This window comes from Stenotrophomonas sp. YJH_SMC_73, assembly GCF_059370155.1.
Genome location: NZ_JCAFTJ010000001.1, coordinates 215,286 through 239,186 on the forward strand (window position 1 = coordinate 215,286; position 23,901 = coordinate 239,186).

The 23,901-nt window shown below is 66.0% G+C and carries 22 protein-coding genes; 13 read left to right on the forward strand and 9 right to left on the reverse strand.

The window, feature by feature from the left end; translation table 11 throughout:
• The first annotated feature begins 106 nt into the window (after positions 1–106).
• Complete coding sequence (lpdA, locus tag AC5P8R_RS01015; protein ID WP_014648500.1) at positions 107–1,909, forward strand: dihydrolipoyl dehydrogenase; 1,803 nt, start codon at positions 107–109, stop codon at positions 1,907–1,909.
• Between the two features lie 951 nt (positions 1,910–2,860).
• Here lpdA and AC5P8R_RS01020 read toward each other — a convergent pair.
• Positions 2,861–3,679, reverse strand: coding sequence for a hypothetical protein (locus tag AC5P8R_RS01020; protein WP_014648499.1), 819 nt, complete (start codon positions 3,677–3,679; stop codon positions 2,861–2,863).
• 457 nt (positions 3,680–4,136) lie between these two features.
• On the opposite strand from AC5P8R_RS01020, the gene AC5P8R_RS01025 reads away from it, so the two are divergent.
• The 10 genes from AC5P8R_RS01025 (at position 4,137) to AC5P8R_RS01070 (ending at position 13,639) form a co-directional block, all read left to right on the forward strand.
• Positions 4,137–4,502 carry a hypothetical protein gene (locus tag AC5P8R_RS01025; RefSeq protein WP_014648497.1) on the forward strand — a complete coding sequence of 122 codons (366 nt, stop codon included), beginning with the start codon at positions 4,137–4,139 and terminating at the stop codon, positions 4,500–4,502.
• A 31-nt stretch (positions 4,503–4,533) separates the two neighbouring features.
• Entirely contained in the window at positions 4,534–5,334 is an 801-nt protein-coding gene (gene atpB, locus AC5P8R_RS01030; protein WP_014038569.1) for a F0F1 ATP synthase subunit A, read from the forward strand.
• 73 nt (positions 5,335–5,407) lie between these two features.
• On the forward strand, positions 5,408–5,713 hold the full coding sequence (gene atpE / locus AC5P8R_RS01035) for a F0F1 ATP synthase subunit C (protein WP_005411133.1): 306 nt from the start codon (positions 5,408–5,410) through the stop codon (positions 5,711–5,713).
• Positions 5,714–5,819: 106 nt separating this feature from the next.
• On the forward strand, positions 5,820–6,290 hold the full coding sequence (locus tag AC5P8R_RS01040) for a F0F1 ATP synthase subunit B (RefSeq protein ID WP_005419512.1): 471 nt from the start codon (positions 5,820–5,822) through the stop codon (positions 6,288–6,290).
• Between the two features lie 2 nt (positions 6,291–6,292).
• Complete coding sequence (locus tag AC5P8R_RS01045) at positions 6,293–6,820, forward strand: F0F1 ATP synthase subunit delta (protein WP_014648495.1); 528 nt, start codon at positions 6,293–6,295, stop codon at positions 6,818–6,820.
• 44 nt (positions 6,821–6,864) lie between these two features.
• Positions 6,865–8,412 (forward strand): F0F1 ATP synthase subunit alpha, encoded by a 1,548-nt coding sequence (atpA, locus tag AC5P8R_RS01050; RefSeq protein ID WP_005419511.1) that lies wholly within the window; start codon positions 6,865–6,867, stop codon positions 8,410–8,412.
• Positions 8,413–8,509: 97 nt separating this feature from the next.
• Positions 8,510–9,373 (forward strand): F0F1 ATP synthase subunit gamma, encoded by an 864-nt coding sequence (atpG, locus tag AC5P8R_RS01055; protein ID WP_014648494.1) that lies wholly within the window; start codon positions 8,510–8,512, stop codon positions 9,371–9,373.
• 37 nt (positions 9,374–9,410) lie between these two features.
• Entirely contained in the window at positions 9,411–10,817 is a 1,407-nt protein-coding gene (gene atpD, locus AC5P8R_RS01060; RefSeq protein ID WP_005419510.1) for a F0F1 ATP synthase subunit beta, read from the forward strand.
• A 113-nt stretch (positions 10,818–10,930) separates the two neighbouring features.
• On the forward strand, positions 10,931–11,353 hold the full coding sequence (locus tag AC5P8R_RS01065) for a F0F1 ATP synthase subunit epsilon (protein WP_005419509.1): 423 nt from the start codon (positions 10,931–10,933) through the stop codon (positions 11,351–11,353).
• 72 nt (positions 11,354–11,425) lie between these two features.
• Positions 11,426–13,639, forward strand: a complete 2,214-nt coding sequence (locus AC5P8R_RS01070; RefSeq protein WP_169411963.1) for a putative glycosyltransferase family protein — start codon at positions 11,426–11,428, stop codon at positions 13,637–13,639.
• A gap of 13 nt (positions 13,640–13,652) precedes the next feature.
• Here the strand turns inward: AC5P8R_RS01070 and AC5P8R_RS01075 are convergent, their stop codons facing one another.
• Positions 13,653–14,036, reverse strand: coding sequence for a GtrA family protein (locus tag AC5P8R_RS01075; RefSeq protein ID WP_069117831.1), 384 nt, complete (start codon positions 14,034–14,036; stop codon positions 13,653–13,655).
• An 83-nt stretch (positions 14,037–14,119) separates the two neighbouring features.
• Between AC5P8R_RS01075 and glmU the strand changes: the two genes are divergently transcribed.
• Together glmU and AC5P8R_RS01085 are read left to right on the forward strand one after the other, a co-directional pair.
• The gene (gene glmU, locus AC5P8R_RS01080; RefSeq protein ID WP_046432629.1) at positions 14,120–15,487 is read left to right on the forward strand and encodes a bifunctional UDP-N-acetylglucosamine diphosphorylase/glucosamine-1-phosphate N-acetyltransferase GlmU; all 1,368 of its coding nucleotides are present in this window, start codon (positions 14,120–14,122) and stop codon (positions 15,485–15,487) included.
• Positions 15,456–15,989, forward strand: a complete 534-nt coding sequence (locus AC5P8R_RS01085) for a GNAT family N-acetyltransferase (protein WP_041863844.1) — start codon at positions 15,456–15,458, stop codon at positions 15,987–15,989. Before glmU ends, AC5P8R_RS01085 begins: the two co-directional genes overlap by 32 nt.
• Before the next feature lie 56 nt (positions 15,990–16,045).
• On the opposite strand, the gene AC5P8R_RS01090 is transcribed toward AC5P8R_RS01085, so the two are convergent.
• From AC5P8R_RS01090 to AC5P8R_RS01120, 7 genes are all read right to left on the reverse strand, one after another.
• Positions 16,046–17,398, reverse strand: coding sequence for a sensor histidine kinase (locus AC5P8R_RS01090; protein ID WP_014648489.1), 1,353 nt, complete (start codon positions 17,396–17,398; stop codon positions 16,046–16,048).
• Complete coding sequence (locus AC5P8R_RS01095; RefSeq protein ID WP_014648488.1) at positions 17,395–18,741, reverse strand: sigma-54-dependent transcriptional regulator; 1,347 nt, start codon at positions 18,739–18,741, stop codon at positions 17,395–17,397. Before AC5P8R_RS01095 ends, AC5P8R_RS01090 begins: the two co-directional genes overlap by 4 nt.
• 121 nt (positions 18,742–18,862) lie before the next feature.
• Positions 18,863–19,234: a PDZ domain-containing protein gene (locus tag AC5P8R_RS01100; protein WP_014648487.1), complete on the reverse strand. Its 372-nt coding sequence runs from the start codon at positions 19,232–19,234 to the stop codon at positions 18,863–18,865.
• Positions 19,235–19,250: 16 nt separating this feature from the next.
• The gene (locus tag AC5P8R_RS01105; RefSeq protein ID WP_014648486.1) at positions 19,251–20,465 is read right to left on the reverse strand and encodes an ABC transporter permease; all 1,215 of its coding nucleotides are present in this window, start codon (positions 20,463–20,465) and stop codon (positions 19,251–19,253) included.
• A 21-nt stretch (positions 20,466–20,486) separates the two neighbouring features.
• Positions 20,487–21,788, reverse strand: coding sequence for an ABC transporter permease (locus tag AC5P8R_RS01110; RefSeq protein WP_014648485.1), 1,302 nt, complete (start codon positions 21,786–21,788; stop codon positions 20,487–20,489).
• A gap of 10 nt (positions 21,789–21,798) precedes the next feature.
• Positions 21,799–22,524: an ABC transporter ATP-binding protein gene (locus tag AC5P8R_RS01115; RefSeq protein ID WP_014648484.1), complete on the reverse strand. Its 726-nt coding sequence runs from the start codon at positions 22,522–22,524 to the stop codon at positions 21,799–21,801.
• 35 nt (positions 22,525–22,559) lie between these two features.
• A complete protein-coding gene (locus AC5P8R_RS01120; protein ID WP_032961233.1) occupies positions 22,560–23,837 on the reverse strand; it encodes an efflux RND transporter periplasmic adaptor subunit in 1,278 nt (425 codons plus the stop codon).
• Between the last annotated feature and the right edge of the window lie 64 nt (positions 23,838–23,901).

Here is a 23,901-nt window from a genome sequence, read left to right on the forward strand (position 1 = left end):
GCACCGCTTCGCCCCCACCGTGCGGCCGCAGCCCCTGGCGCGGCCGCGTGAACAGATGCAGTGACAGCCCGCCGGCGCCGCCGGGCGGGCACGAGGAAAACCCACCATGGCCACGATTGAAGTCAAGGTTCCCGACATCGGCGATTACAGCGATGTGCCGGTGATCGAAGTGTTGGTCGCCGTCGGCGACACGGTGAAGAAGGACCAGGGTCTGGTAACCCTGGAGTCGGACAAGGCCACCCTGGAAGTGCCGTCCTCGGCCGCCGGCGTGGTCAAGGAAATCAAGGTCAAGCTGGGCGATACCCTGTCCGAAGGCGCCGTGGTCGTGGTGCTGGACGCTGAAGGCGCCGCCGAAGCCCCGGCCAAGGCCGCCGCGCCGGCTCCGGCCGCCCCGGCCAGCAAGCCGCCGGTGACCCCGTCGCACCGCGCCCCGGCCGAACCGGCTGCGCCGAAGCCGGCGCTGTCCAGTGGCAAGCCGGCCGATATCGAGTGCGAAATGGTCGTGCTGGGCTCGGGCCCGGGCGGCTACACGGCTGCGTTCCGCGCCGCCGACGTCGGCCTGGATACGGTGCTGGTCGAACGTTACGCCAGCCTCGGCGGCGTCTGCCTCAACGTGGGCTGCATTCCGTCCAAGGCGCTGCTGCACGCCGCAGCGGTCATCGACGAGGTTGCCCACGCCGGTGATTTCGGCGTCGAGTTCGGCAAGCCGACCATCACCCTGGACAAGCTGCGCGCGTACAAGGAAAAGGTCGTCAACCAGCTGACCAAGGGCCTGGCCGGCATGGCCAAGCAGCGCAAGGTCCGCAACGTGCAGGGCGTCGGCAGGTTTGTTTCGGCCAACGAGCTGGAAATCACCGCGGCTGACGGCAGCACCCAGCTGCTGCGCTTCCAGAAGTGCATCATCGCCGCCGGTTCGCAGGCGGTGAAGCTGCCGAACTTCCCGTGGGACGACAAGCGCGTGATGGATTCCACCGATGCGCTGGAGCTGGCCGAAGTGCCGGGCTCGCTGCTGGTCGTCGGCGGCGGCATCATCGGCCTGGAAATGGCCACCGTGTACAGCGCGCTGGGCAGCAAGGTCACCGTGGTCGAGTTCATGGACCAGCTGATGCCGGGCGCCGACAAGGACCTGGTCAAGCCGCTGGCCGACCGCCTGAAGAAGCAGGGCATCGACGTGCACCTGAAGACCAAGGCCTCGGGCGTCACCGCCGATGCCAAGGGCATCACCGTGACCTTCGAAGCCGCCGAGGAAGGCCAGGCGCCTGCGCTGGCGCAGGGCACCTTCGACCGCGTGCTGGTGGCCGTGGGCCGCTCGCCGAACGGCAAGAAGATCGATGCCGAGAAGGCCGGCGTGCAGGTCACCGACCGCGGCTTCATCCCGGTCGATCGGCAGATGCGTACCAACGTGCCGCACATCTTTGCCATCGGCGACATCGTCGGCAACCCGATGCTGGCCCACAAGGCCACGCACGAGGGCAAGCTGGCCGCTGAAGTGGCAGCCGGCCACAAGAAGGAGTGGGTCGCCCGCGTGATTCCGTCGGTGGCCTACACCAACCCGGAAATCGCCTGGGTCGGCGTGACCGAGACCGAAGCCAAGGCCAAGGGCCTGAAGGTCGGCGTGGCCAAGTTCCCGTGGGCCGCCAGTGGCCGCGCGATCGGCATCGGTCGCACCGAGGGCTTCACCAAGCTGATCTTCGACGAAGAGACCCACCGCATCATCGGTGGCGCGATCGTCGGCGTGCATGCCGGCGACCTGCTGGCCGAGATCGGCCTGGCGATCGAGATGGGGGCGGAAGCGGAAGACATCGGCCACACCATCCATGCGCATCCGACGCTGAGCGAGTCGGTGGCGATGGCCTCGGAAATCTACGACGGCACGATCACCGATCTGTACATGCCGAAGAAGAAGTAAGGCGTCCGCGCCGTTCCGAACGAAAAGCCCTGGCATCTGCCGGGGCTTTTTTTCTTCGATCAGTGCTGCAGCAAAGGGTGGGGCCACTGCACGGGTGGCAGGCATTTCGACAAATGTCCCCCGTCGTCCGCCTGCGGCGGTCGCCTCCTCCTTTACTTTGTCGAAATGCCCGCCACCCGCGCAGCGGCTCGGCTTGCGGACGGTCGAGAGCAGTGCCAAAGCCGCCCGGATGCCCTCTCCCTCCGGCGCTCGACCACGCCTGCGTCTACGGCAACTGCCACCGCGAAGGTCTGGGCCGCTGTGCGGGTGGCAGGCGTCTGGACAAATGTCCCCCGTCGTCCGCCTTCGGCGGTCGCCTCCTCCTTTACTTTGTCCAAACGCCTGCCACCCGCGCAGCGGCTCGGCTTGCGGATAGTCGAGAGCCACAGCCTGGCCCGCCTGGATGCCTGACACGCGAGGGAAGAGGGGCTTGTGTGCGAAGTAAAGGAGGAGGCGCCGGCCGTAGGCCGGCGCCGGGGGACATTCGCACGCAAGCCCCTCTTCCCCCAGCGCTCGACCACGCCTGCGTCTACGGCAACTGCCACCGCGAAGGTCTGGGCCGGTGCGCGGGTGGCAGGCGTCTGGACAAATGTCCCCCGTCGTCCGCCTTTGGCGGTCGCCTCCTCCTCTACTTTGTCCAAACGCCTGCCACCCGCGCAGCGGCTCGGCTTGCGGATAGTCGAGAGCCACAGCCTGGCCCGCCTGGATGCCTGACACGAAGAGGGGCTTGTGTGCGAAGTAAAGGAGGAGGTGACGGCCGTAGGCCGGCGCCGGGGGACATTCGCACGCAAGCCCCTCTTCCCCCAGCGCTCGACCAGCCTGCTTTTCTGCTCGACGATGCAAAGAAAAAACGCGGCCCCGATGTTCCGGAGGCCGCGCCAGGAGAGAAGATGCCGTGGAAGGGGCAGGGGATCAGAACACGAAGCTGATACCGGCCACCGGGCCCTTGAATTCCTGCTTCAGGCCGACCGTGCCGTCGCTGCCCTTCTTGTCCACGTCCAGCTTGAACCAGTCGTAGCCGGCGAACACACCGAAGTTCTTGGTGAAGCGGTAATCGACGATCGCATTGGCGCGGCTCAGGTCGCCCTTGTAGTCATCGAAACTGCCCCAGCGCGTGTTCAGGTACTGGCCCTGCAGCGTGATCATCCAGCGCTCGGACGGAGTGAAGGTCATGCGCGCACCCACCACCGGTGCCACGCCATCGGCCTTCTCGTTGAGGAACTGGCCTTCATACACCGTGCCCAGGTCCGCGTAGCCCTTGGTGCTGACCTTGGCGTACTCGCCACCGATCTGCAGGCCCAGGTCGAAGGTGTCGGTATCGACGACCGAGTAGTCATAGACCAGGCTGGCCACCTGGTACTTCAGCTCGCCCTTAACGAAGCTGCCGGCCGGCACGCTCTCACCGCCGAAGGAAATGCCCTGGTCAAGCGTCTCGCGACGGTCCTTGTCGTACTTGAAGTAGTTGAACAGCAGGCGCTGACGGTTGCTGATGCGGAACATGCCGTCGATGCGCGGCTCCCATTCCTTGCCACCCAGCTTGAAGTCCTGGTCCAGGGAGATGTCCTGGCCGGCCACGGTGGTGCTGCCGCGCAGCGTGTTGTCCGAATCGATGTTCATCGCACCCAGACGGATGGCGAAGCGGTCGTCGCCTTCGGCGGCGTGGGCGGAATTGGCGAACGAGGCGCCGGCAGCGAGCAGGGAAAGGGCGAGCAGGGTGGGTACGGGGCGCATCGAAGAGTCCTTGCAGTGGTTCATCAGAATGAAGACCACTGTGCCGGACGCCGCCGTCCACCATCCGTGAACGTATGGTCCACGGAGTGTGCACGGTTCAGCCCTGTCGCGACGACGCAAAAAGATGGCCCCGGAGCCGGGCTTCGGGGCCATCGTGGGACCTGCGGGGCGGAGCGTCGACGAGGTTGCTGCAGGCAGGTCGAAAGATCGGACCGGCGCATCCGGCGAAAGTTCCGCGCCTGCGACCAAAGTTCAATACTGCGGTGCAGCATCACGCGGACGTCATTGTCCCCGGGTGGCACGCAAAAATGTAACCGTTACCGCAACTTGCGGCTTCCAGGGATGAACAGGCAGCGGTTGTCTCGCAAATTGTCCCATTGCTATAATTTGGCGGCTCGATGAGGCCCCCCTGCTGTAGCCGCCTCAGCCCTCCACTTGCAACCACGCGGGACGTCCTGTGCTGAACTCCGTTGATGCGGGTCGGCGACTGATGCTGCGCGCCGCGGTCTACCCGCTGGCCGCGGTGGCTGTCCTGGCCCTGGCCTTCCTGCTGGTAGGTCCGAAGTATGCCCTCGGCGCGCTGGCGTCCGGTGTGGCCATTTCGGCCGGCGGCTGGGTTGCGGCACGGATGGCTCTGGGCGGTGGTGCGGTGGCCGCAGGATCGGCGATGGCTCGCCTGATCATTGCGATCGTGGCCAAGTGGGTCGTGGTTTTCGGCGTCCTGCTGGTGGGGTTCCTGGTCTTCAAGCTGCCTGCATTGGCGCTGTTGGCCGGTATCGCCGTCGGCTTGATGTTCCAGGTCCTGGCCATGGCCAGGCGTTGACAGAATTCAATTAACTGAAGGTTCCGGACACATGGCGGGCGAGGCTCTAACCCCTACCAGCTACATCCAGCATCACCTGCACAACCTGACCGCACCGGTCGGCAAGGGTGAGGGTATGTTCTGGCATATCCACGTCGATACCTTCCTCACCGCCGTCCTGATGGGCCTGGTGATCGTTGTCGCGTTCTGGCTGGGGACCCGCAAGGCCACCGCCGGCGTGCCGGGCAAGTGGCAGGCCTTCGTCGAGATCTGCCTGGAGTTCGTCGACCGCCAGGCCAAGGACACCTACCACGGCAAGAGCAAGCTGGTCACGCCGATCGCCATCACGATCTTCTTCTGGATCCTGTTGATGAATCTGCTGAAGATGATCCCGGCCGATTTCATCGCCAAGCCGCTGGAATGGGTGGGCGTGCACTACTGGAAGCCGGTGCCGACCGCTGACGTCAATGCCACCCTCGGCATGGCCATCAGCGTGTTCTTCCTGATGCTGTTCTTCGCGCTCAAGTCCAAGGGCCTGGTCGGCTTCGTCAAGGAATTCCTGACGGCGCCGTTCGGCAAGTGGATGATGCCGTTCAACCTGATCCTCAACATCGTCGAGTGGCTGAGCAAGCCGATCTCGCTGGCGATGCGACTGTTCGGCAACATGTTCGGCGGCGAAATCGTGTTCCTGCTGATCTGGGTGCTGGGTGGTGCCGGTTTCTTCGGCGCCATCGCGGGTGGTGTGTTCGGCCTCGGCTGGATGCTGTTCCACCTGCTGGTGATCCCGCTGCAGGCCTTCATCTTCATGATGCTGTCGATCGTGTACCTGAGCCTGTCGGAAGACGCTCACTGAGTTTCAAGCTTCAACGCGTTTCAACCTTCATCCGTTTCATCACCCTTAGCAACTTAAGTTCCTGGAGATAACCATGTACTTCGCCGTCCTGACCAACTTCGCGCAGATTCAGAGCTCCACCGCCCTTGCCGTCGGCATCATGATCGGCCTGGCCGCGCTGGGCGCCGGTCTGGGTCTGGCCATCATGGCTGGTAAGTTCCTGGAGTCGGCCGCGCGCCAGCCGGAACTGATCCCGGTCCTGCAGGTCCGCATGTTCATCACCGCCGGCCTGATCGACGCCGCGTTCATCATCTCGGTCGCCGTTGGCCTGCTGCTGGCCTTCGCCAACCCGCTGTCGGCTGCCTTTGCTGGCGCCGTCACCAAGGCTCTGGCCGGCTGATACAGCGGTTTGAGACGACCGGGTGCTGATGCACCCGGTTTCGGATGAAGGCCGGATGTGCCGCTTCGGCGGCACGTCCACCCCGAAACCAGCGATCGAGCTAACCATGAATATCAATTTCACCCTTCTTGCGCAGGCGCTGGCCTTCGCTGGTCTGATCTGGATCATCGCGACCAAGATCTGGCCGCCGCTGATGAACGCGATCGAAGAGCGCCAGCAGAAGATTGCTGAAGGCCTCGCTGCTGCCGACCGCAGCCAGAAAGATCTGGCCCAGGCGCAGGAGAAGGTCAACGAAGCGCTGAAGGAAGCCCGCACCAAGGCCAACGAGATCATCGATCAGGCCCACGCGCGTGCCAACCAGATCGTTGATGCAGCCCGTAACGAAGCGATCACCGAAGCCACCCGTCAGAAGGAACTGGCCCAGGCTGAAATCGACGCCGCCGCCAACCGTGCCCGTGAAGATCTGCGCAAGCAGGTGTCCGCGCTGGCCGTGACCGGTGCCGAAAAGCTGCTCAAGCGCGAAATCGACGCCAACGCCCACAAGGCGCTGCTCGACGAGCTGGCCTCGGAGATCTAAGGATGAGCCAGGCCCTCACGCTTGCCCGCCCGTACGCCCGCGCCGCGTTCGCGACCGCGCGCGACGAAGGTGCGTTCGCGCCGTGGTCGGACGCCCTGGCGTTCTCCGCCCACGTCGCCGCCGACCCGCGCGTGGCGGCCCTGCTCGCCAACCCGGAGCTGGGTCGTGACGACGCCGTCGCCCTGCTGGCGCCGGTGTCGCACGGCGAGACCTACTCGCGCTTCCTGGCCATCCTGGCCGAATCGCATCGTCTGCCGCTGCTGCCGGAAATCTCCGGCATGTTCGACGCCCTGCGCGCCGAAGCCGAGCACGTGGTCAAGGCCACGGTGACCTCGGCTTCCGAGCTGTCGGCCGGCGAGCTGGACGCGATCAAGGCTGCGCTGCGCAAGCGCTTCAACCGCGAGGTCGACGTGACCACCGCGGTCGATGCTTCGCTGATCGGCGGCGCCGTGATCGACGCCGGCGACGTGGTCATCGATGGTTCGCTGAAGGGCAAGCTGGCCCGTCTGCAGACCGCGCTCGCTAACTGAATTCATTTAACGTCCGGCCCCGCTGCCGGCACTAGGACTTGACGATGGCAACCACGCTCAACCCCTCCGAAATCAGCGAACTGATCAAGAACCGCATCGAGAAGGTCAAGCTGGCCGCGGAATCGCGCAACGAAGGCACCGTGACCAGCGTGTCCGACGGCATCGTGCGCATCTTCGGTCTGGCCGACGTGATGCAGGGCGAAATGATCGAACTGCCGAACAACACCTTCGCCCTGGCCCTGAACCTGGAGCGCGACTCGGTCGGCGCCGTGGTCCTGGGTGACTACGAGCACCTGCGCGAAGGCGACGTCGCCAAGACCACCGGCCGCATCCTGGAAGTGCCGGTCGGCCCGGAACTGCTGGGCCGCGTCGTGAACGCGCTGGGCGAGCCGATCGACGGCAAGGGCCCGCTGGGCACCGACCTGACCGCTCCGGTGGAACGCGTTGCTCCGGGCGTGATCTGGCGCAAGTCGGTCGACCAGCCGGTGCAGACCGGTTACAAGTCGGTCGACTCGATGATCCCGATCGGCCGTGGCCAGCGCGAGCTGATCATCGGTGACCGCCAGACCGGCAAGACCGCCATGGCGATCGATGCGGTGATCAACCAGAAGGGCACCGGCATCAAGTGCGTGTACGTTGCGATCGGCCAGAAGGCGTCGACCATCGCCAACATCGTGCGCAAGCTGGAAGAGAACGGCGCGCTGGCCCACACCATCGTGGTGGCCGCGACCGCTTCCGAATCGGCTGCCATGCAGTACATCAGCGCCTACTCGGGCTGCACCATGGGTGAGTACTTCATGGACCGCGGCGAAGACGCGCTGATCGTGTACGACGATCTGTCCAAGCAGGCCGTTGCCTACCGCCAGATCTCGCTGCTGCTGAAGCGTCCGCCGGGCCGTGAAGCCTACCCGGGTGACGTGTTCTACCTGCACTCCCGTCTGCTCGAGCGCGCTGCCCGCGTGTCCGAGGAATACGTCGAGAAGTTCACCGAAGGCAAGGTCACCGGCAAGACCGGTTCGCTGACCGCGCTGCCGATCATCGAGACCCAGGCCGGCGACGTGTCCGCCTTCGTTCCGACCAACGTGATCTCGATCACCGACGGCCAGATCTTCCTGGAAACCGACCTGTTCAACGCCGGCATCCGCCCGGCCGTGAACGCCGGTATCTCGGTGTCGCGCGTCGGTGGCTCGGCCCAGACCAAGATCATCAAGAAGCTGTCGGGCGGCATCCGCATCTCGCTGGCCCAGTACCGTGAGCTGGCTGCGTTCGCGCAGTTCGCCTCGGACCTGGACGAAGCGACCCGCAAGCAGCTGGAGCGTGGCCAGCGCGTCACCGAGCTGATGAAGCAGAAGCAGTACGCGCCGATGTCGATCGCCAACCAGGCGCTGTCGATCTACGCCGTCAACGAGGGTTACCTCGACGACGTGCCGGTCAACAAGCTGCTGGCGTTCGAAGAAGGCCTGCACGCCCACTTCGCCAACACCCAGGGCGAGCTGATCAGCAAGGTCAACGCCACCGGCGGTTGGGACAACGACATCGAAGGTGCCTTCAAGAAGGGCATCGCCGAGTTCAAGACCACCGGCAGCTGGTAATCGCGGTCCTGTAGAGCGGAGCCGCTGGCTCCGCTGGACCAGATGACAAACGGTTGAACAACGCGGGGCATCAGCCCCGCGCCACGGGAAACAAGAGATGGCAAGCGGACGCGAAATCAAAACCAAGATCAAGAGCGTGCAGAACACCCGCAAGGTGACGCGCGCCCTGGAAATGGTCTCGGCCTCCAAGATCCGCAAGGCGCAGGATCGGATGAAGACCTCGCGTCCGTACGCGCAGGCGATGAAGCAGGTGATCGGTCATCTGGCCCAGGCCAGCACCGACTACCAGCATCCGTTCCTGGTCGAGCGCGAGCAGGTCAAGCGGGTCGGTTTCATCGTGATCTCCTCCGATCGCGGTCTGGCCGGCGGCCTGAACAACAACCTGTTCCGCAAGATGCTGGGCGAAGCCAAGGCATGGCAGGACAAGGGTGCCGAAGTGGACCTGGTGACCATCGGCCAGAAGGCTTCGACCTTCTTCCGCCGCGTGAAGGTCAACATGGTCGGCAGCGTGACCCACATCGGTGACGTGCCGAAGCTGGAATCGCTGATCGGTGTGATCAAGGTCATGCTCGACGCCTTCACCGAAGGCAGGATCGACCGCGTGTACCTGGTCTACAACCGCTTCGTGAACACCATGGTGCAGAAGGCCAGCTTCGATCAGCTGCTGCCGCTGCCGCCGGCTGAGAAGCAGGTCGCTCACCACGACTGGGATTACCTGTACGAACCCGATGCCGCGACCGTGCTCGAGCACGTGATGACGCGTTACATCGAGTCGCTGGTGTACCAGGCACTGCTGGAAAACGTCGCCTCCGAGCATGCGGCACGCATGGTTGCGATGAAGGCGGCGAGCGACAACGCCAACAAGCTGATCGGCACCCTGCAGCTCGTCTACAACAAGGCGCGCCAGGCAGCGATCACCCAGGAAATCTCCGAAATCGTCGGCGGCGCGGCAGCAGTCTGACCGCGTTCGTTCAAAGCACACATTAGAGGATGCAGCAATGAGTCAGGGCAAGATCGTTCAGATCATCGGCGCGGTCGTCGACGTCGAATTCCCGCGTGAATCGGTGCCGAAGGTGTACGACGCACTGAAGGTGGAAAACACCGAGATCACCCTCGAAGTCCAGCAGCAGCTGGGCGACGGCGTGGTGCGTACCATCGCCCTCGGTTCCACCGACGGCCTGAAGCGCAACCTGGTTGCCGTCAACACCGGCCGTGGCATCTCGGTGCCGGTCGGCGCCGGCACCCTGGGCCGCATCATGGACGTGCTTGGCCGTCCGATCGACGAAGCCGGCCCGGTCGCTGCCAGCGACAACTGGGAAATCCACCGCGCTGCGCCGTCGTATGAAGACCAGTCCCCGGCCACCGAGCTGCTGGAAACCGGCATCAAGGTCATCGACCTGATGTGCCCGTTCGCCAAGGGCGGCAAGGTCGGCCTGTTCGGCGGCGCCGGCGTCGGCAAGACCGTCAACATGATGGAACTGATCAACAACATCGCCAAGGCGCACAGCGGTCTGTCCGTGTTCGCCGGCGTGGGTGAGCGTACCCGTGAGGGCAACGACTTCTACCACGAAATGAAGGACTCCAACGTCCTGGACAAGGTGGCGATGGTGTACGGCCAGATGAACGAGCCGCCGGGCAACCGTCTGCGCGTCGCCCTGACCGGCCTGACCATGGCCGAGTACTTCCGCGACGAGAAGGACGAAAACGGCAAGGGTAAGGACGTCCTGCTGTTCGTCGACAACATCTACCGTTACACCCTGGCCGGTACCGAAGTGTCGGCACTGCTGGGCCGCATGCCGTCCGCCGTGGGTTACCAGCCGACCCTGGCCGAGGAAATGGGCGTCCTGCAGGAGCGCATCACCTCGACCAAGAACGGTTCGATCACCTCGATCCAGGCCGTCTACGTTCCCGCGGACGACCTGACCGACCCGTCGCCGGCGACCACCTTCGCCCACCTGGACTCGACCGTGACCCTGTCGCGTTCGATCGCCTCGCTGGGTATCTACCCGGCCGTCGATCCGCTGGACTCCACCAGCCGCCAGATGGATCCGCTGGTCATCGGCCACGAGCACTACGACACCGCCCAGCGCGTCCAGCAGACCCTGCAGAAGTACAAGGAACTGAAGGACATCATCGCCATCCTGGGCATGGACGAACTGTCCGAAGAAGACAAGCAGGCCGTGTCGCGCGCCCGCAAGATCGAGCGCTTCTTCAGCCAGCCGTTCCACGTGGCCGAAGTGTTCACCGGTTCGCCGGGCAAGTACGTGCCGCTGAAGGACACCATCCGTGGCTTCAAGGCCATCGTCGATGGCGAGTACGACCACCTGCCGGAGCAGGCGTTCTACATGGTCGGCGGCATCGAAGAAGCGGTCGAGAAGGCCAAGAAGATGGCCGAGAAGGCCTGATCCGGGACGGGCGGGAGCGATCCTGCCCGACCTGACGCCGGCGCCGGGCAACCGCCCGCGCCGGTGGACCCCCACGGCGGCATTGCGCCGCCGCGAACAGCGAAGAGATTTGCATGAGCACGATCCGTTGCGACATCGTCAGCGCCGAGCAGGAAATCTTCCGTGGCGAAGCGACCCTGGTCGTGGCCACCGGTGAGCTGGGCGAACTGGGCATCGCGCCCAAGCACGCGCCGCTGATCACCCGCCTGAAGCCGGGCAAGGTGGTGGTGACCACGCCGAACGGCGAGCAGCTGGATTTCGCCATTTCCGGCGGCATCCTGGAAGTGCAGCCGCAGGTGGTGACCGTGCTGGCCGACACCGCGATCCGCGCGCAGGACATCGACGAAGCCTCGGTCCGCAAGGCCAAGGAAGAAGCCGAGCGCATCCTGGCCAACCGCGGCGAAGCGATGGAAGTGGCTGAAGCCCAGCAGAAGCTGGCCGAAGCCGTCGTCCAGCTGCAGGCGCTGGAGCGCCTGCGCAAGAATCTCAAGCACTGAGGTTCGCGCGTCATCAAGCACAAGCGCCGGCTAGCTGCCGGCGTTTTTGTTTGTTCGCCACAGGAGCAGGGAATGCAGCACCACTCGACAGCGATTGAAGGCGGCAGCTGGCAGCGGCCGTGGCGCACACCGGCAGGCGTGTTCCTGATTGCGTGGATCGTTCTGTGCCTGCCATGGCTCAGTGGCATCAAGACCATTCCCTTTGATGCCGTGCAGCAGTTCTTCCCGGCGGTCAGTTTCAGTGCCGAGCAGTTGCGTCACCTGCAGGCCCCCTGGTGGAATCCGTATCTCTACGGTGGCTACCCGCAGGTGGCCGATCCGCAGATGATGACGCTGCAGCCGACGATGCTGCTGCCGATGCTGCTGGCGCCGGGCTCCCTGCACCTGTTCACGGTGGTGGTGCTGCTGCATGTGCTGGCAGGCGGCCTGGGTGCACTGCGGTTGAGCCGCGTGCAGGGCATGCCGCCGCCGGCGCAGCTGCTGTTCGCGCTCACGCTGATGTTTGGTGGCGTGGCCGCGTCGCGCCTGCAGCACACGCCGATGATCATCAGCTACTGCCTGCTGCCCTGGCTGTGGCTGGGCCTGGAGCAGGTCCGCCGGCGGGGACGGATGCGCGACATCCTGCTGGCCGGTGTGGCCGGCGGGATGTGTGCGCTTCAACTGACCCAGGTCACCTATTTCATCATCCTCGCGTGCGTGATCTACGCCGTGGCTGCTGTCGTGCTGGCACAGGGGCAGCGCATGCGCCTGCTGTGGCAGCTGGGCGTGGTGGCCATTCTCGCCGGTGGTGTCAGTGCGCCGCAGTGGCTGTCCACGCTGGCCTGGCTGGACCAGACCAATCGCAATGGCCTGACGCTGGAAGCCGCGCTGCCGGGTGCCATCCACTGGCAGACACTGGTGACACTGCTGTCGGGCAACGTGTTCTCGCAGGGGCGCGGCGACAGCTGGGCCTTCGGTGATATCAGCGCCGATTACCTCTATGTGGGGGCAGTGCCGCTGGCGCTGTGGCTGCTCTGGGGCGGTGAGGTGCTGCGGCGCAAGCCGGCGGCGACGCGCGTCGCGCTGTGTGCGCTGACGCTGGCGATCATGGTCGCGGTGGGTGGCGCCACGCCGCTGTTCCCCTGGTTGTTTGGCTGGCTTCCGGGGCTGGACCTGTTCCGGCGCCCGTCCGATGCGCTGTTCCTTACCGTGCCTGCGGCGGCGTGGCTGGGTGCCAGTGCCCTGCAGGTTGCCCTGCAGCGGCAGCCATTGCGATTGCATCGGGTGTCCGTGGCGGTCGTCGCAGTGCTGGGCGCGTGCGCTGCGTGGCTGGCGATCGATCATGGTCATCCGCTCGCTTTCGCCTGGCTTGCGGTCAGCGCCGCGCTGGGCGTAGCCGCGGTGTGGGTGCTGCGCCGCCACCAGTCACCTGCGCGCTGGGTGCTGGCGCTGGTGCTGTTGGACCTGCTGTTGTTCAACGTCGGCACCAGGTTCAACGCGGGCAGCGGCACAAAGTCGGTGCTCACCGCCGATCGTGCGGGTCCTGCGCAGCGCGCCTATGCGCTGCTGGCGGCAGAGCGGCATATCGGCATACCCGAGCGCGCGGTGGTCTTCGGCATCGGCGGACTCACCAACGGCGCGGCGGTGCATGCCATTGCGCTGGCAAACGGCTACAACCCGCTGCTGGCAAGCGACTATCTGCAGATGACCGGGATGCCGGGCGAGCCGGTGGATACCTTCCAGCAGAAGGTCCCCACTGCCTGGATGCCAGACACCGCTGCTCCCCTGTACGACCTGCTGGGCGTGCGTTGGCTGCTGGCCCAGGAGCCGTTCCCGGGCTCCAGCGCGCAGGGCGACCAGGTGGAACTTGCGCGGCGTGACAGCGTGCTGCCACGGGTGCTGAATCCGCGGCAGGTGCGCCGCCATGAGGAGCGTCTACCGCCTGCGCCGCTGTTCAACCAGACCGATTTCAACCGGCAGCTATGGCTGCCGGCAGCCGCCAGCAGCCACTGTGCCGAACAGGATGCCGGCGAGGCCACGGTACAGGTGCTGCACTACCAGCCTGGACGCATCGAGCTGACGGTGGTTGCCGACCATGCAGCATGGGTGGTGATCAACGAAACCACCGGTCGTGGCTGGCAGGCGCAGCTCGAGGATGGCCAGGTACTGCCGCTGCTGCGCGGCAATGGCCTCTTCCATGCGTTGTGCGTGCCGGCCGGGCAGCATCAGGTGCGGTTGCGCTACAGCGCGCTGCAGCTGTGGCGTGAGGGACTGGGAGCGCGCCTGCGCCGTGACGGTGATCGCTGACCGCTGACCGCGATCAGCGGTACACCACATGGCGCATCAACAGGAACGACACGCACGCCAGCCCGCCTTCCACCAGTGGCTTGGCCAGCCAGGTGTACTGCAGGCCCAGCGCGTGGTCGACCAGGCTCACCAGCAACGTGCTTGCCGCGGTCAGCAGCAGCCACAGCGCGAAAAAGCGTGCGAAACGCCTCCAGCCCAGCTTGTGGGTGCCGGCCTCGGCAAAGGTGTAGCGGCCGTTGAGCCAGAAGCCCAGCAGCATGCCGGCCAGGCGCCCGGCGACGTTGGCCGGTGCGACCGGCATGCCAAGCGCGGTGGCGACCACGAACACCAGCCAATCGACCAGCAGCTGCACGAGCCCGATCACGAGGTAGGCGCTTCCCTGGCGGACAAGGCTCATCGGCATGGTGAAGGAGGAGGGATGCCCATGTTAACGGCGTACGCTCTAGAATCGTCGGCAACGAACCACGGACTGCCGTTCCCATGACCCAAGCCCTGCACGTCATCATCCTCGCCGCCGGCGCCGGCAAGCGCATGAGGTCGGTGCTGCCGAAGGTGCTGCAGCCGGTCGCCGGCCAACCGATGCTGGCGCACGTGATCGATGCGGCCCGCGAACTGCAACCGGCGGCCATCCATGTGGTCTACGGCCATGGCGGTGAGGCGGTGCGGCAACAGTTTGCCGACCAGCCCGACCTGCAGTGGGCTGAACAGGCGCAGCAGCTGGGTACGGGCCACGCGGTGGCGCAGGCGATGCCGCAGGTGCCGGATGCCGTGCAGGTGCTGGTGCTGTACGGCGATGTACCGCTGATCCGCGCGCAGACCCTGCGCGATCTGCTGGCGCAGCCAGGGCGGTTGGCGGTACTGGTCGCCGAGGTTGATGACCCGACCGGTTACGGCCGCGTGCTGCGCGATGCCGAAGGCAAGGTGGGAGCGATCGTCGAGCAGAAGGACGCGACCGACGACCAGCTGCGCGTGCGCACGATCAACACCGGCATCATCGCCGCGGAGTCGACCGCGCTGCGCCGCTGGCTGTCGCAGCTGTCCAACCGCAATGCACAGGGCGAGTACTACCTGACCGACGTGTTCGCGTTTGCCGCGCATGAGTACACCCCGGCCGAAATGGCGCTGGTGGCCGACGCGCAGGAAGCCGAGGGGGCAAACGATCCCTGGCAGCTGTCGCAGCTGGAGCGTGCCTGGCAGCATCGCGCCGTGCGTGCGCTGTGCGCACAGGGTGCACGCGTGCGCGACCCGGCACGACTCGACATCCGTGGCACCGTCACCGTGGGCAGTGACGTGCTGATCGATGTCGATGTCGTTCTCGAAGGCAACATCGTGCTCGGCGACGGCGTTACCATCGGTCCGTTCAACCGCCTGAAGGACGTTACTCTCGGCCCCGGTACCGAAGTACGCGCGCACTGTGATCTGGAGGGTGTGGTCACCGAAGGCGCGGCGCTGGTCGGTCCGTTCGCGCGCCTCCGCCCAGGTACCGTGCTGGCCGATGGCGTGCACGTCGGCAACTTCGTCGAAACCAAGAAGGTCACCCTCGGCGTCGGCAGCAAGGCCAACCACCTCACCTATCTGGGTGATGCGGTGATCGGCAGCAAGGTGAACATCGGTGCCGGCACCATCACCTGCAACTACGACGGCGTGAACAAGTCGACCACCACCATCGGCGACAACGCGTTCATCGGTTCCAACAGTTCGCTGGTGGCGCCGCTGACGATCGGCGAGGGCGCGACCATCGCTGCCGGTTCGGTCATCACCCGCACCGCCCCGGACGGCAAGCTGACACTGGCCCGCGCACGACAGGAAACCATCGATGGCTGGAAGCGCCCGGTCAAGAAGTCCTGAGCCACGTATTCCGCATGCCGACGAGCTCGGCGTGCTGCCGGCAATTGAACAGCGTGCCGGCGAACTGCTGAAGGATCACGAAGCCCATCCGGTATTTGCCGGCCACGGCCTGGATCTGCCGACGCTGCAGGACGGCCTTCAGCGGGGCCAGTTGTGGGTTGTGGACGGCCCCGGCGGCGACATTGCCGGTTACCTGCTGGGCGGCGAGCTGGGGGGCGAGTTCCATGTCCTGCAGATGGATGTGGACCCGGCGCACGCGCGTCGTGGCCATGGCCGTGCATTGCTGCGGCACGCCTTGGCGCAGGCCAGGGCCACCGGCTTTGCTGCAGCGGTGCTGACCACCTTGAGCGATGTGCCATGGAATGCAGCCTTCTATGCCAGCGAAGGGTTCGACGTAGTGCCTGAGGCTGAGTGGAACGACGGCCTGCGCGCCGTCATGGCCGAAGAGGCTGCGCTCGGGTTTCCGATGCACCTGCGGGTGGCGATGCGGCGGACCTGGTAGGTGCCGGCCCTGGTCGGCACATCCGCGCATGGCGTGGATCTACCCGATCGGCCCGCTCAACCCACCGGCAACAGGATCGACACGCACAACCCGCCATCGCCGCGGTTCTGCAGCGACACGCGGCCACCGTGCGCTTCCACGATCTCGCGCGTCAGTGCCAACCCCAGGCCGGTGCCGTTGCGCTTGGTCGAATAGAACGGCATCAAGGCGTTCTGCAGCACCTGCTCGTTCATGCCCTTGCCGCGATCCAGTACGTCCAGGCGCAGCCATTGCGGCAGCCGCGTGAGTTGCACCTGTACGTCATCGTTGGGCGGATCGGCCTCGGCGCAGGCTTCATGCGCGTTCTTCAGAAGATTCAGCAATGCCTGCCCGAACTGCGCGATGTCGATGCGGCTGCTCAGGTCCTCGTCCGGCTCGCGTTCCATGGTGAACGGGATCTGCTGGCGCAGGCTGGACAGGAACGGCGCCCAGTGCACGGTCTGCAGTTGCGGCTGCGGCAGCTTTGCGAAGCGTGCATAGCCACGGATGAAGCCTTCCAGGTGGCGTGCGCGGTCCTCGATGGTGGTGAAGATCTCCGGCAACCGGTCGAAGCGTTCGCGCTGCACCAGCACGCCACCGGAGTGGGCCAGCGAGGCGATCGGTGCCAGTGAGTTGTTGAGCTCGTGGCTGATCACCCGGATCACCTTCTTCCACGTCTGCACTTCCTGGCGGCGCAGTTCGGCGGTGAGCAGGCGTACCAGCAGCAGGTCGTGCGGACGGCCGTTGAGCTGGAAGGCGCGGCGCGACAGGTGGTAGACCTGTTCGTCATCCTCGTCGCCGTCCTCGCCCTCGGCATGCACCGCGAACAGGCTGTCGCCGCCACGGGCGATGGCATCGCGCAGCTCCACCGGCACCTGTTCCAGCACCTCTTCCAGACGCTGGCCTTCCAGCTTCCAGCCGCCATGCAGCAGCTTGCGCGCAGCCAGGTTGGAGAACACCACGCGGGCGATGCCATCGCCGCCGGAGGCAATCAGCAGCATGGCCACCGGCGTGTTCTGCACCATGGTGTCCAGCAGCAGTTCGCGCTGCACCAGGCCCTGCCGCTGTTCGCGCAGCACATCGCCCAGCTCGCGGTGCGCCTGCACCAGGTCGCCCAGTTCGTCGTTGCCCGGCCAGTACACGCCGAAGTTGTACTCGCCGTCGCGGTAGCTGCTGGTGGTGCCGGACAGTGCACGCATCAGCGAGCGCACCGGTGCGGTGGCACGGCGCAGGGTCCACCACATCAACGCCAGCAGGATCACGGCCGACGCCGTGGTCACCACCCAGCCATGGTTCATCCAATACGCCAGCAGCCACGGCAGCGCAGCGGCCAGCGCCAGCACCGGCAGCAGGCGCAGGAACAGGCGGAAGGTGAACGAGCGCCGTTTCATTCGCGTGGGATGCCGTGGCGGTCCATGCGCCGGTACAGGGCCTGGCGGCTCAGGCCGAGTTCGGCAGCCGCCTGGGCGATGACGCCGTGGTTGCGTGCCAGCACGTCCTCGATGCGCTCGCGGTCGGGATCGTTGCCAGCGCTCGGTGCGGGGCGTGGCGCCGGTGCGGTGCGCGGCAGGTTCAGGTCGGCCACCTCGATGCGGTTGCCGGTCGCCAGCAGTTCGGCACGCTGGATCACGTTGCGCAGTTCGCGCACGTTGCCCGGCCACGGGTGCCGTTGCAGGGCGGCACTGGCGGCACTGGACAGCGGCTTGCCGGCCGTCAGGAAACGCTCGGCCAGTGGAACGATGTCGCCCGCGCGCTCGGCCAACGGCGGTAGTACCAGTTCCACTGTATTGAGGCGGTAATAGAGATCTTCGCGGAACGTGCCGTCGCGGATCATCGCCGGCAGGTCGGCATTGGTCGCGCTGACCACGCGGACTTTGACCTGGCGTTCGCGATTGGAACCCAGGCGCTCGAAGCGGCCGGTTTCCAGCACGCGCAACAGCTTCATCTGCCCGCCCAGCGACAGGTTGCCGATCTCATCCAGGAACAGCGTGCCTCCGTCGGCGGCTTCGAACTTGCCCTCGCGTGCCTTGTTGGCGCCGGTGTAGGCGCCGGCCTCGGCACCGAACAGTTCGGCCTCGATCAGCTCCGACGGCAACGCGCCGCAGTTGACCGTGATGAACGGGCCCTTGGCCACCAGTGAATTGGCCTGGATGATCTGCGCGATCTTCTCCTTGCCGGCACCATTGGGACCGGTGATCAGCACCGGCAGCTCGGAGCGCGCGACCTGGCAGGCCAGGGCGATGACGCGCTCGCTGGCCGGATCGGCGAAGACCGCACCGCACAGGTCGTACTTTTCTTCCAGCGCATTGCGCTGGCGCAGCTCGCGGCTGCGGCGGCGGTCCAGTTCGCGCCGCGCCTCGGACAGCTCCAGCAGGTTGTTGACCGTGGTCAGCAGCTTGCGGTCGTCCCAGGGCTTGGCCAGGTAGTCGGCGGCGCCGGCCTTGACCAGGTCCACCGCGCTGCTCAGGTGGGTCCAGGCCGTCAGCAGGATCACCGGCAGGTCCGGGTGGCGTGCGCGGATCTGTGCGAACAGCGCTTCGCCCTCCTCGCCGGAGGTGGTGTCCTCGCTGAAGTTCATGTCCTGGATCACCAGGTCGACCGGCTGCGACTCGAGCAGGGCCAGCCCCTCGGCCGGGCTCTGCGCCTGCAGGGTGTCGATGTCGTGCAGGGAGAACAGCACGTCCAGTGCAGTGCCCACACTGGCGTTGTCGTCGATGATCAGGATCGAAGGCATCAAGCGGTTCTGCAGAAAGGGATGGGCGGCGCCGATGGAGCCGTGTTCGTGTCCATACGCCGGGAGAGCCCGGCGCCACCCATCAAGCATAGCCAAACCCGTAGCCGTCGGGGCGGCGGGCTCAGCGTCGGGGCGGCGGCGGTGGCGGTGCTGGCGGAGGCGGAGCGACCAGCGCCCTGCGCCAGGCAGCGGCGTCCACCGCGACCGTCAGTTCCTGCCTGTCGCGCTGCAGCAGGAGATAGGCCCTGGCGGCGCTTGAACGCCGCAGGGCCTCGGCAAGATGCTCGATCCTGCGTACGGTGGTGTCATCCACCCGCAGGATGCGATCGCCGCTGCGCACGCCGAAGCGGGCTTCCGGACCGGCGGCTTCCACGCGCACCTGGCCTTCGCTCGAACGCAATGCCAGGCGCGCATCGTCCTGGCGCCACTCCAGTGTCTGCGAGCTGCCACCGCCGGCCAGTGCCGGCAGTGGCAGGAGCATCATCATCAGCATCCAGCGGATACGCATCTCATGCGCCCCGCGTGGCAACCGCAGGCGGTACCGCTGCCGCGCGCCGGGCCGGCCCGAACACCGCGATCTGGCCAAGCACCCACAGCAGCAGTGCGCCCAGCGGCAGGTAGTGCAGCGGCATGCGCGGCAGCTCGTACATGTTCATCAGTGCCAGGTTGATCGCATAGGCGGCCAGCATGCCCAGCACGATGCCCAGCGTGGCCAGCAGGAAGTTCTCGGTCTGGAAGTAGCGCAGGATCTGCCCACGCGTCGCGCCGAGCGCGCGACGGATACCAATCTGCTTGCTGCGCTGCTGCACCCAGAAGCTGGCCAGGCCGATGATGCCCAGTGCGGTGACCACCAGCAGCGAGATGCACACCGTGATCAGCAGCCCGACCATGGCCCTGTCGTTCTTGAAGTAGTCATTGCGCTGCGCCTCATAGGTCAGCTTCTCGCGCACCAGCCGGTTGGGGTCGTTGCGTTCAAGCGCGGCGATCGCGCCCTTGAGTACTTCCTCGCGCCGTTCCGGAGCGGTGCGCAGGACGTACGGGCCCTGGGTGAAATCGGTCCGCACAGGCAGCACCATCGACAGCGTGGTGTTGTTGTTGTAATCGGTGGGCGTGGCCAATGACGCGACAATACCCACCACGTGCAGTGGCTGCTTGCCCATGTAGAACGTCTTGCCCAGTGCGTTCTCGCCGGGGTACAGCCTGTCGGCGAGCGTGCGGCTGATGATCACCGAGGAGGCGGTATTGGTGGAGGCGTTCTTCTGTGCATCCTCGACGTTGCTGTATTCACTGGGCTGGAAGTCGCGGCCGGCGGTCAGCTGCAGTCCAAGCGTGGACAGTCCACCTTCGCCGAACATGTACATGGTGACGAAGGCGGTCGGACGTTCCTGTTCCTGCTTCAGCGAAACGCTGGTATTGGAGGAGTTCGGGCGGAACGGCAGCTGGTTGACCTTCGCGGCGGCGGTGACCCCGGGAACGGCGCGCAGGGCGGACAGGTCCTCCTGGGTGCGGGCCTGGCCATTGGTCTGCTTGCCGATGCCGCTGACCCGGACGAACACCAGCTCGTTCTCGGCCAGGCCGCTGGTCTGGCTGATCCGTTCAACGCGCTGGGTGACCAGGAACAGGGCATTGCAGACGATGGCGCAGGTCAGGGCGACTTCCAGCACGATCAGGGCGGCGGCTGTCTTGTGCCGGCGCAGGGTGCTGAGGATGGGGCGGATATCCATGGGAGGTCCTCGTACTCGTGCTTACTGCGACTTGAGCTGGATGGCCGGGGTAACCTGCATCGCGCGCCAGGCGGGCAGGAAACCAGCGGCGAGGCTGGCGAACAGGGTCAGGCCAATGGCCAGCAGCAGCATGCTGCCGTCCAGGTGGGCCAGGCTCGCGTAGTCCACGGGTTGCTGGCGCACCGCATACAGGCCGAGCAGGGCCAGGCCGATGCCGAGCACGCCGCCGGCAACGCCGATCGCACCGGCTTCAACCAGGCATTGCAGGAAGATCTGCCCACGGCTGGCACCGAGGGCGCGGCGCACGCCGATCTCGCCGCTGCGGCGCAGGAACTTCGCCAGCAGCAGGCCCACCGTGTTGACCAGGCAGACGCCGAGAAAGCCCAATGCCAGCCACATCTGCAGGCGCACGTCGCTGGGCACGGCATTCTTGAACGTCAACCACTCCATCACCGGGCGCAGGCGCACGTTGGTGGGGCGCTCGAAACGGCCCGCTGCGCGCTGCTGGTCCGAGTAGTTGGCCAGGTAGCTGCGGTAGTCCTCGACCTTGGCCGGATCCAGCTCCACCCAGTACTGGATCCAGCTGCAGGGCGCGTTGATCGAGTTGCTGCTGCCATCCGGATTCTCGCCGAAGCAGTTCATGTTGCCGTTGCTGCCGAACTCCAGGTCCATCGCAGTGGAAAACGGCACCAGCAGGTCTTCATCCTTGCCGTAGTTGCCGGTGGTCAGATCGAAGAAGTGGGGTTCGGGATTCCACTTCTTCATCACGCCGATCACCCGCAGTGAATGGCCACTCAGGCGGATCTCGCGACCGGTGCTGTCGGCACCCTGGAACAGCTTGTCGTTGATCGCTTTCGACAGCACCACCACCCGGCTGCGATTGTCATCATCGCTGCTGTTCCAGGCACGCCCGTACTGCATCGGCACGTCGAACATCGGGAAGAAATCGGCCGACGTCCAGCGCGTATCCACCGAGAACGGCTTGAGCGTGCTGAGCTCCGGTTCCACCGTGCCGCCGCCCGCGCTCATCATCGCCTGGCGGATGCCGCGCTTCTCGCGCAGTAGGGTCTCGGCGTCGCGCCGTGTCATCTGTTCCTCAGGCTCCTCACCCGGGGTATAGCCGCCGCGCGGGCGCGGATCGACCTGCACGTAGAACAGCTGGTCGCTCTTGCCGGGAATCGGGTCGCCGGACAGCACGTGGAACACCGTCAGCGTGGTCATCGAGGCACCGATGCCGAGCGCGATGGCGACCACCATCAGTGCGGTCAGGATCTTGTTGCGGCGGAAGCTGCGTACCGCCAATCGGGTGTAGTAGGCGAACATGGGAGTGCCCTCACTCGTTGACGGCAACGATGTGGCGCGGCGGGGTAGCCAGCACCGGTTCGCGCACCAGGTCGGTCACCTGGCCATCGACGATGTGCACGTTGCGCTGCGCGCGCGCGGCCAGTTCCGGGTCGTGGGTGACCATCACGATGGTGGTGCCGGCGGCATTGATCTCCTCCAGCAGTTCCATCACGCCGCGGGCCATCTGCGTATCCAGGTTGCCGGTCGGTTCGTCGGCCAGCAGCAGGCGCGGGCTGCCGGCCAGCGCACGCGCGATCGCCGCACGCTGTTGCTGGCCGCCGGACAGTTCGTTCGGGTAGTGCTTCATGCGTGAGCCCAGGCCGACCTGGGTGAGCGCCTTCTCGATGCGTTCGCGGCGCTCGTTGGCACTCATCTTCCGGTAGCGCAGCGGCACGTCGACGTTGTCGAACAGGTTCAGGTCGGGAATCAGGTTGAAGCCCTGGAAGATGAAGCCGATCTTCTGGTTGCGCAGGCGGCTGCGGGCGTCATCGCCCAGCGTGCTCACGTCCTGGCCGTCAAGCAGGTAGGTGCCGCTGGTGAAGGTTTCCAGCAGGCCGGCGATGTTGAGGAAGGTGGTCTTGCCGGAGCCGGACGGGCCGGTGACCGCGACGAACTCGCCTTCCTTGACCTGCAGTTCCAGCGAGCGCAACGCGTGGGTTTCCACCTGTTCGGTGCGGAAGACCTTGGCGACCGAACGCATTTCGAGCATGTACATGGGGTGTCCTCTCTCCAGGATTCAGGTATCAGGTATCAGTTGACGGAGACGCGTTCGGCGTCCTTGAACAGGTCGCTGCCGGAGACCACGATGCGGTCGCCCGGCTGCACACCCGACTTGATTTCCACTTCGCCCAGGCTGCTGACGCCCAGTTCCACCGGACGCCGCACCGCGGTGCGGCCATCCATCACGTAGGCCACGCCATTGCCCTGTTCGACGAACGGGCCGCGCTCGACCTTCAGCACGTCCTTGCGGGTATCGAGCAGCACGCGCACCGACATCCGCTGGCTCTGGCGCAGGCCTTCCGGCTGCGCGCTGGCGAAGCGCACGCGGGCGTTGACCTCGCCGTTGACCACTTCCGGCGACACCGCGCTGATCTCGCCCGGGAACGGCTTGCCATTGCCGCCGGTCAGCTGCGCCGGCATGCCGATCGCCAGGTCGCGGGCGAAGCTCTCCGGCACCTTGATCTCGACCTCGAACTTGGACAGGTCGACCACGCCCAGCACCGGCGCGTTGGCAGCCAGGTTGGTGGACTGGACCGCCTGCACCTGGCCGACCTGGCCGTCAAACGGTGCGCGCAGGGTCAGTGCGTCGACCTGGCGCTGCACTTCGGCCACCACGGCCTTCTGGCGGTCGGCCAGCAGGCGCTTGTTGCGGGCATCCAGGTCGGCGCCCTGGCTCTGCAGGCGCGCATCGGTGGTGGCGTTGGCCAGGGTGATGTCGGCCTTCTTCAGCGAGTCCTTGGCCTTGGCCAGGTCGATCTGTGGCACCGCACCGCCGTCGTAGCCGCGCTGGAAGCGCTGCAGGTCGCGGTCGGCGGCCTGGCGCTCGATGGTGGCCTGGTCGGTTTCCTTGCGCGACTTGGCGCGGGCCAGGGTGGCGTCCAGCGCGGCACGGCTGGCCTCGGCTTCCAGGCCGGCCAGGGTGGCCTGTTCCTGGGCCAGCTTGCTGCGCAGTTCCGGGCTGTCGATGACCGCCAGTTCCTGGCCCTTCTTCACCACGTCACCGGCGACCACTTTCAGGTCCACGGTGCCGGCCGAGATGGCGTACAGGATCGGGCTGTTGGCGGCGATCACCCGGCCGTCGGCGGCGATGTCGCGGACCAGGTCGCCGCGCTTCACTTCGGCGATGCGCACCCGGCTGCTGTCGAAGGAGCGGCTGGCATTGGACCAGGCATGCACGGCCCAGCCGATGCCGGCCAGCAGCACGATGGCGCCCAGCGCCGGCCAGCGGTAGCGCTGCCAGTTGACGCGGGTGGCGCCGGCCGGGGCGGAGGAAACGATCTGGTCCTGTGCGGAAGTGTCGCGGATCATCGGGTGCGTGCCTGACGGTGGTAGCCAGTACCAAGCACGTAGCGTGCCAACTTTATTTCCTTTC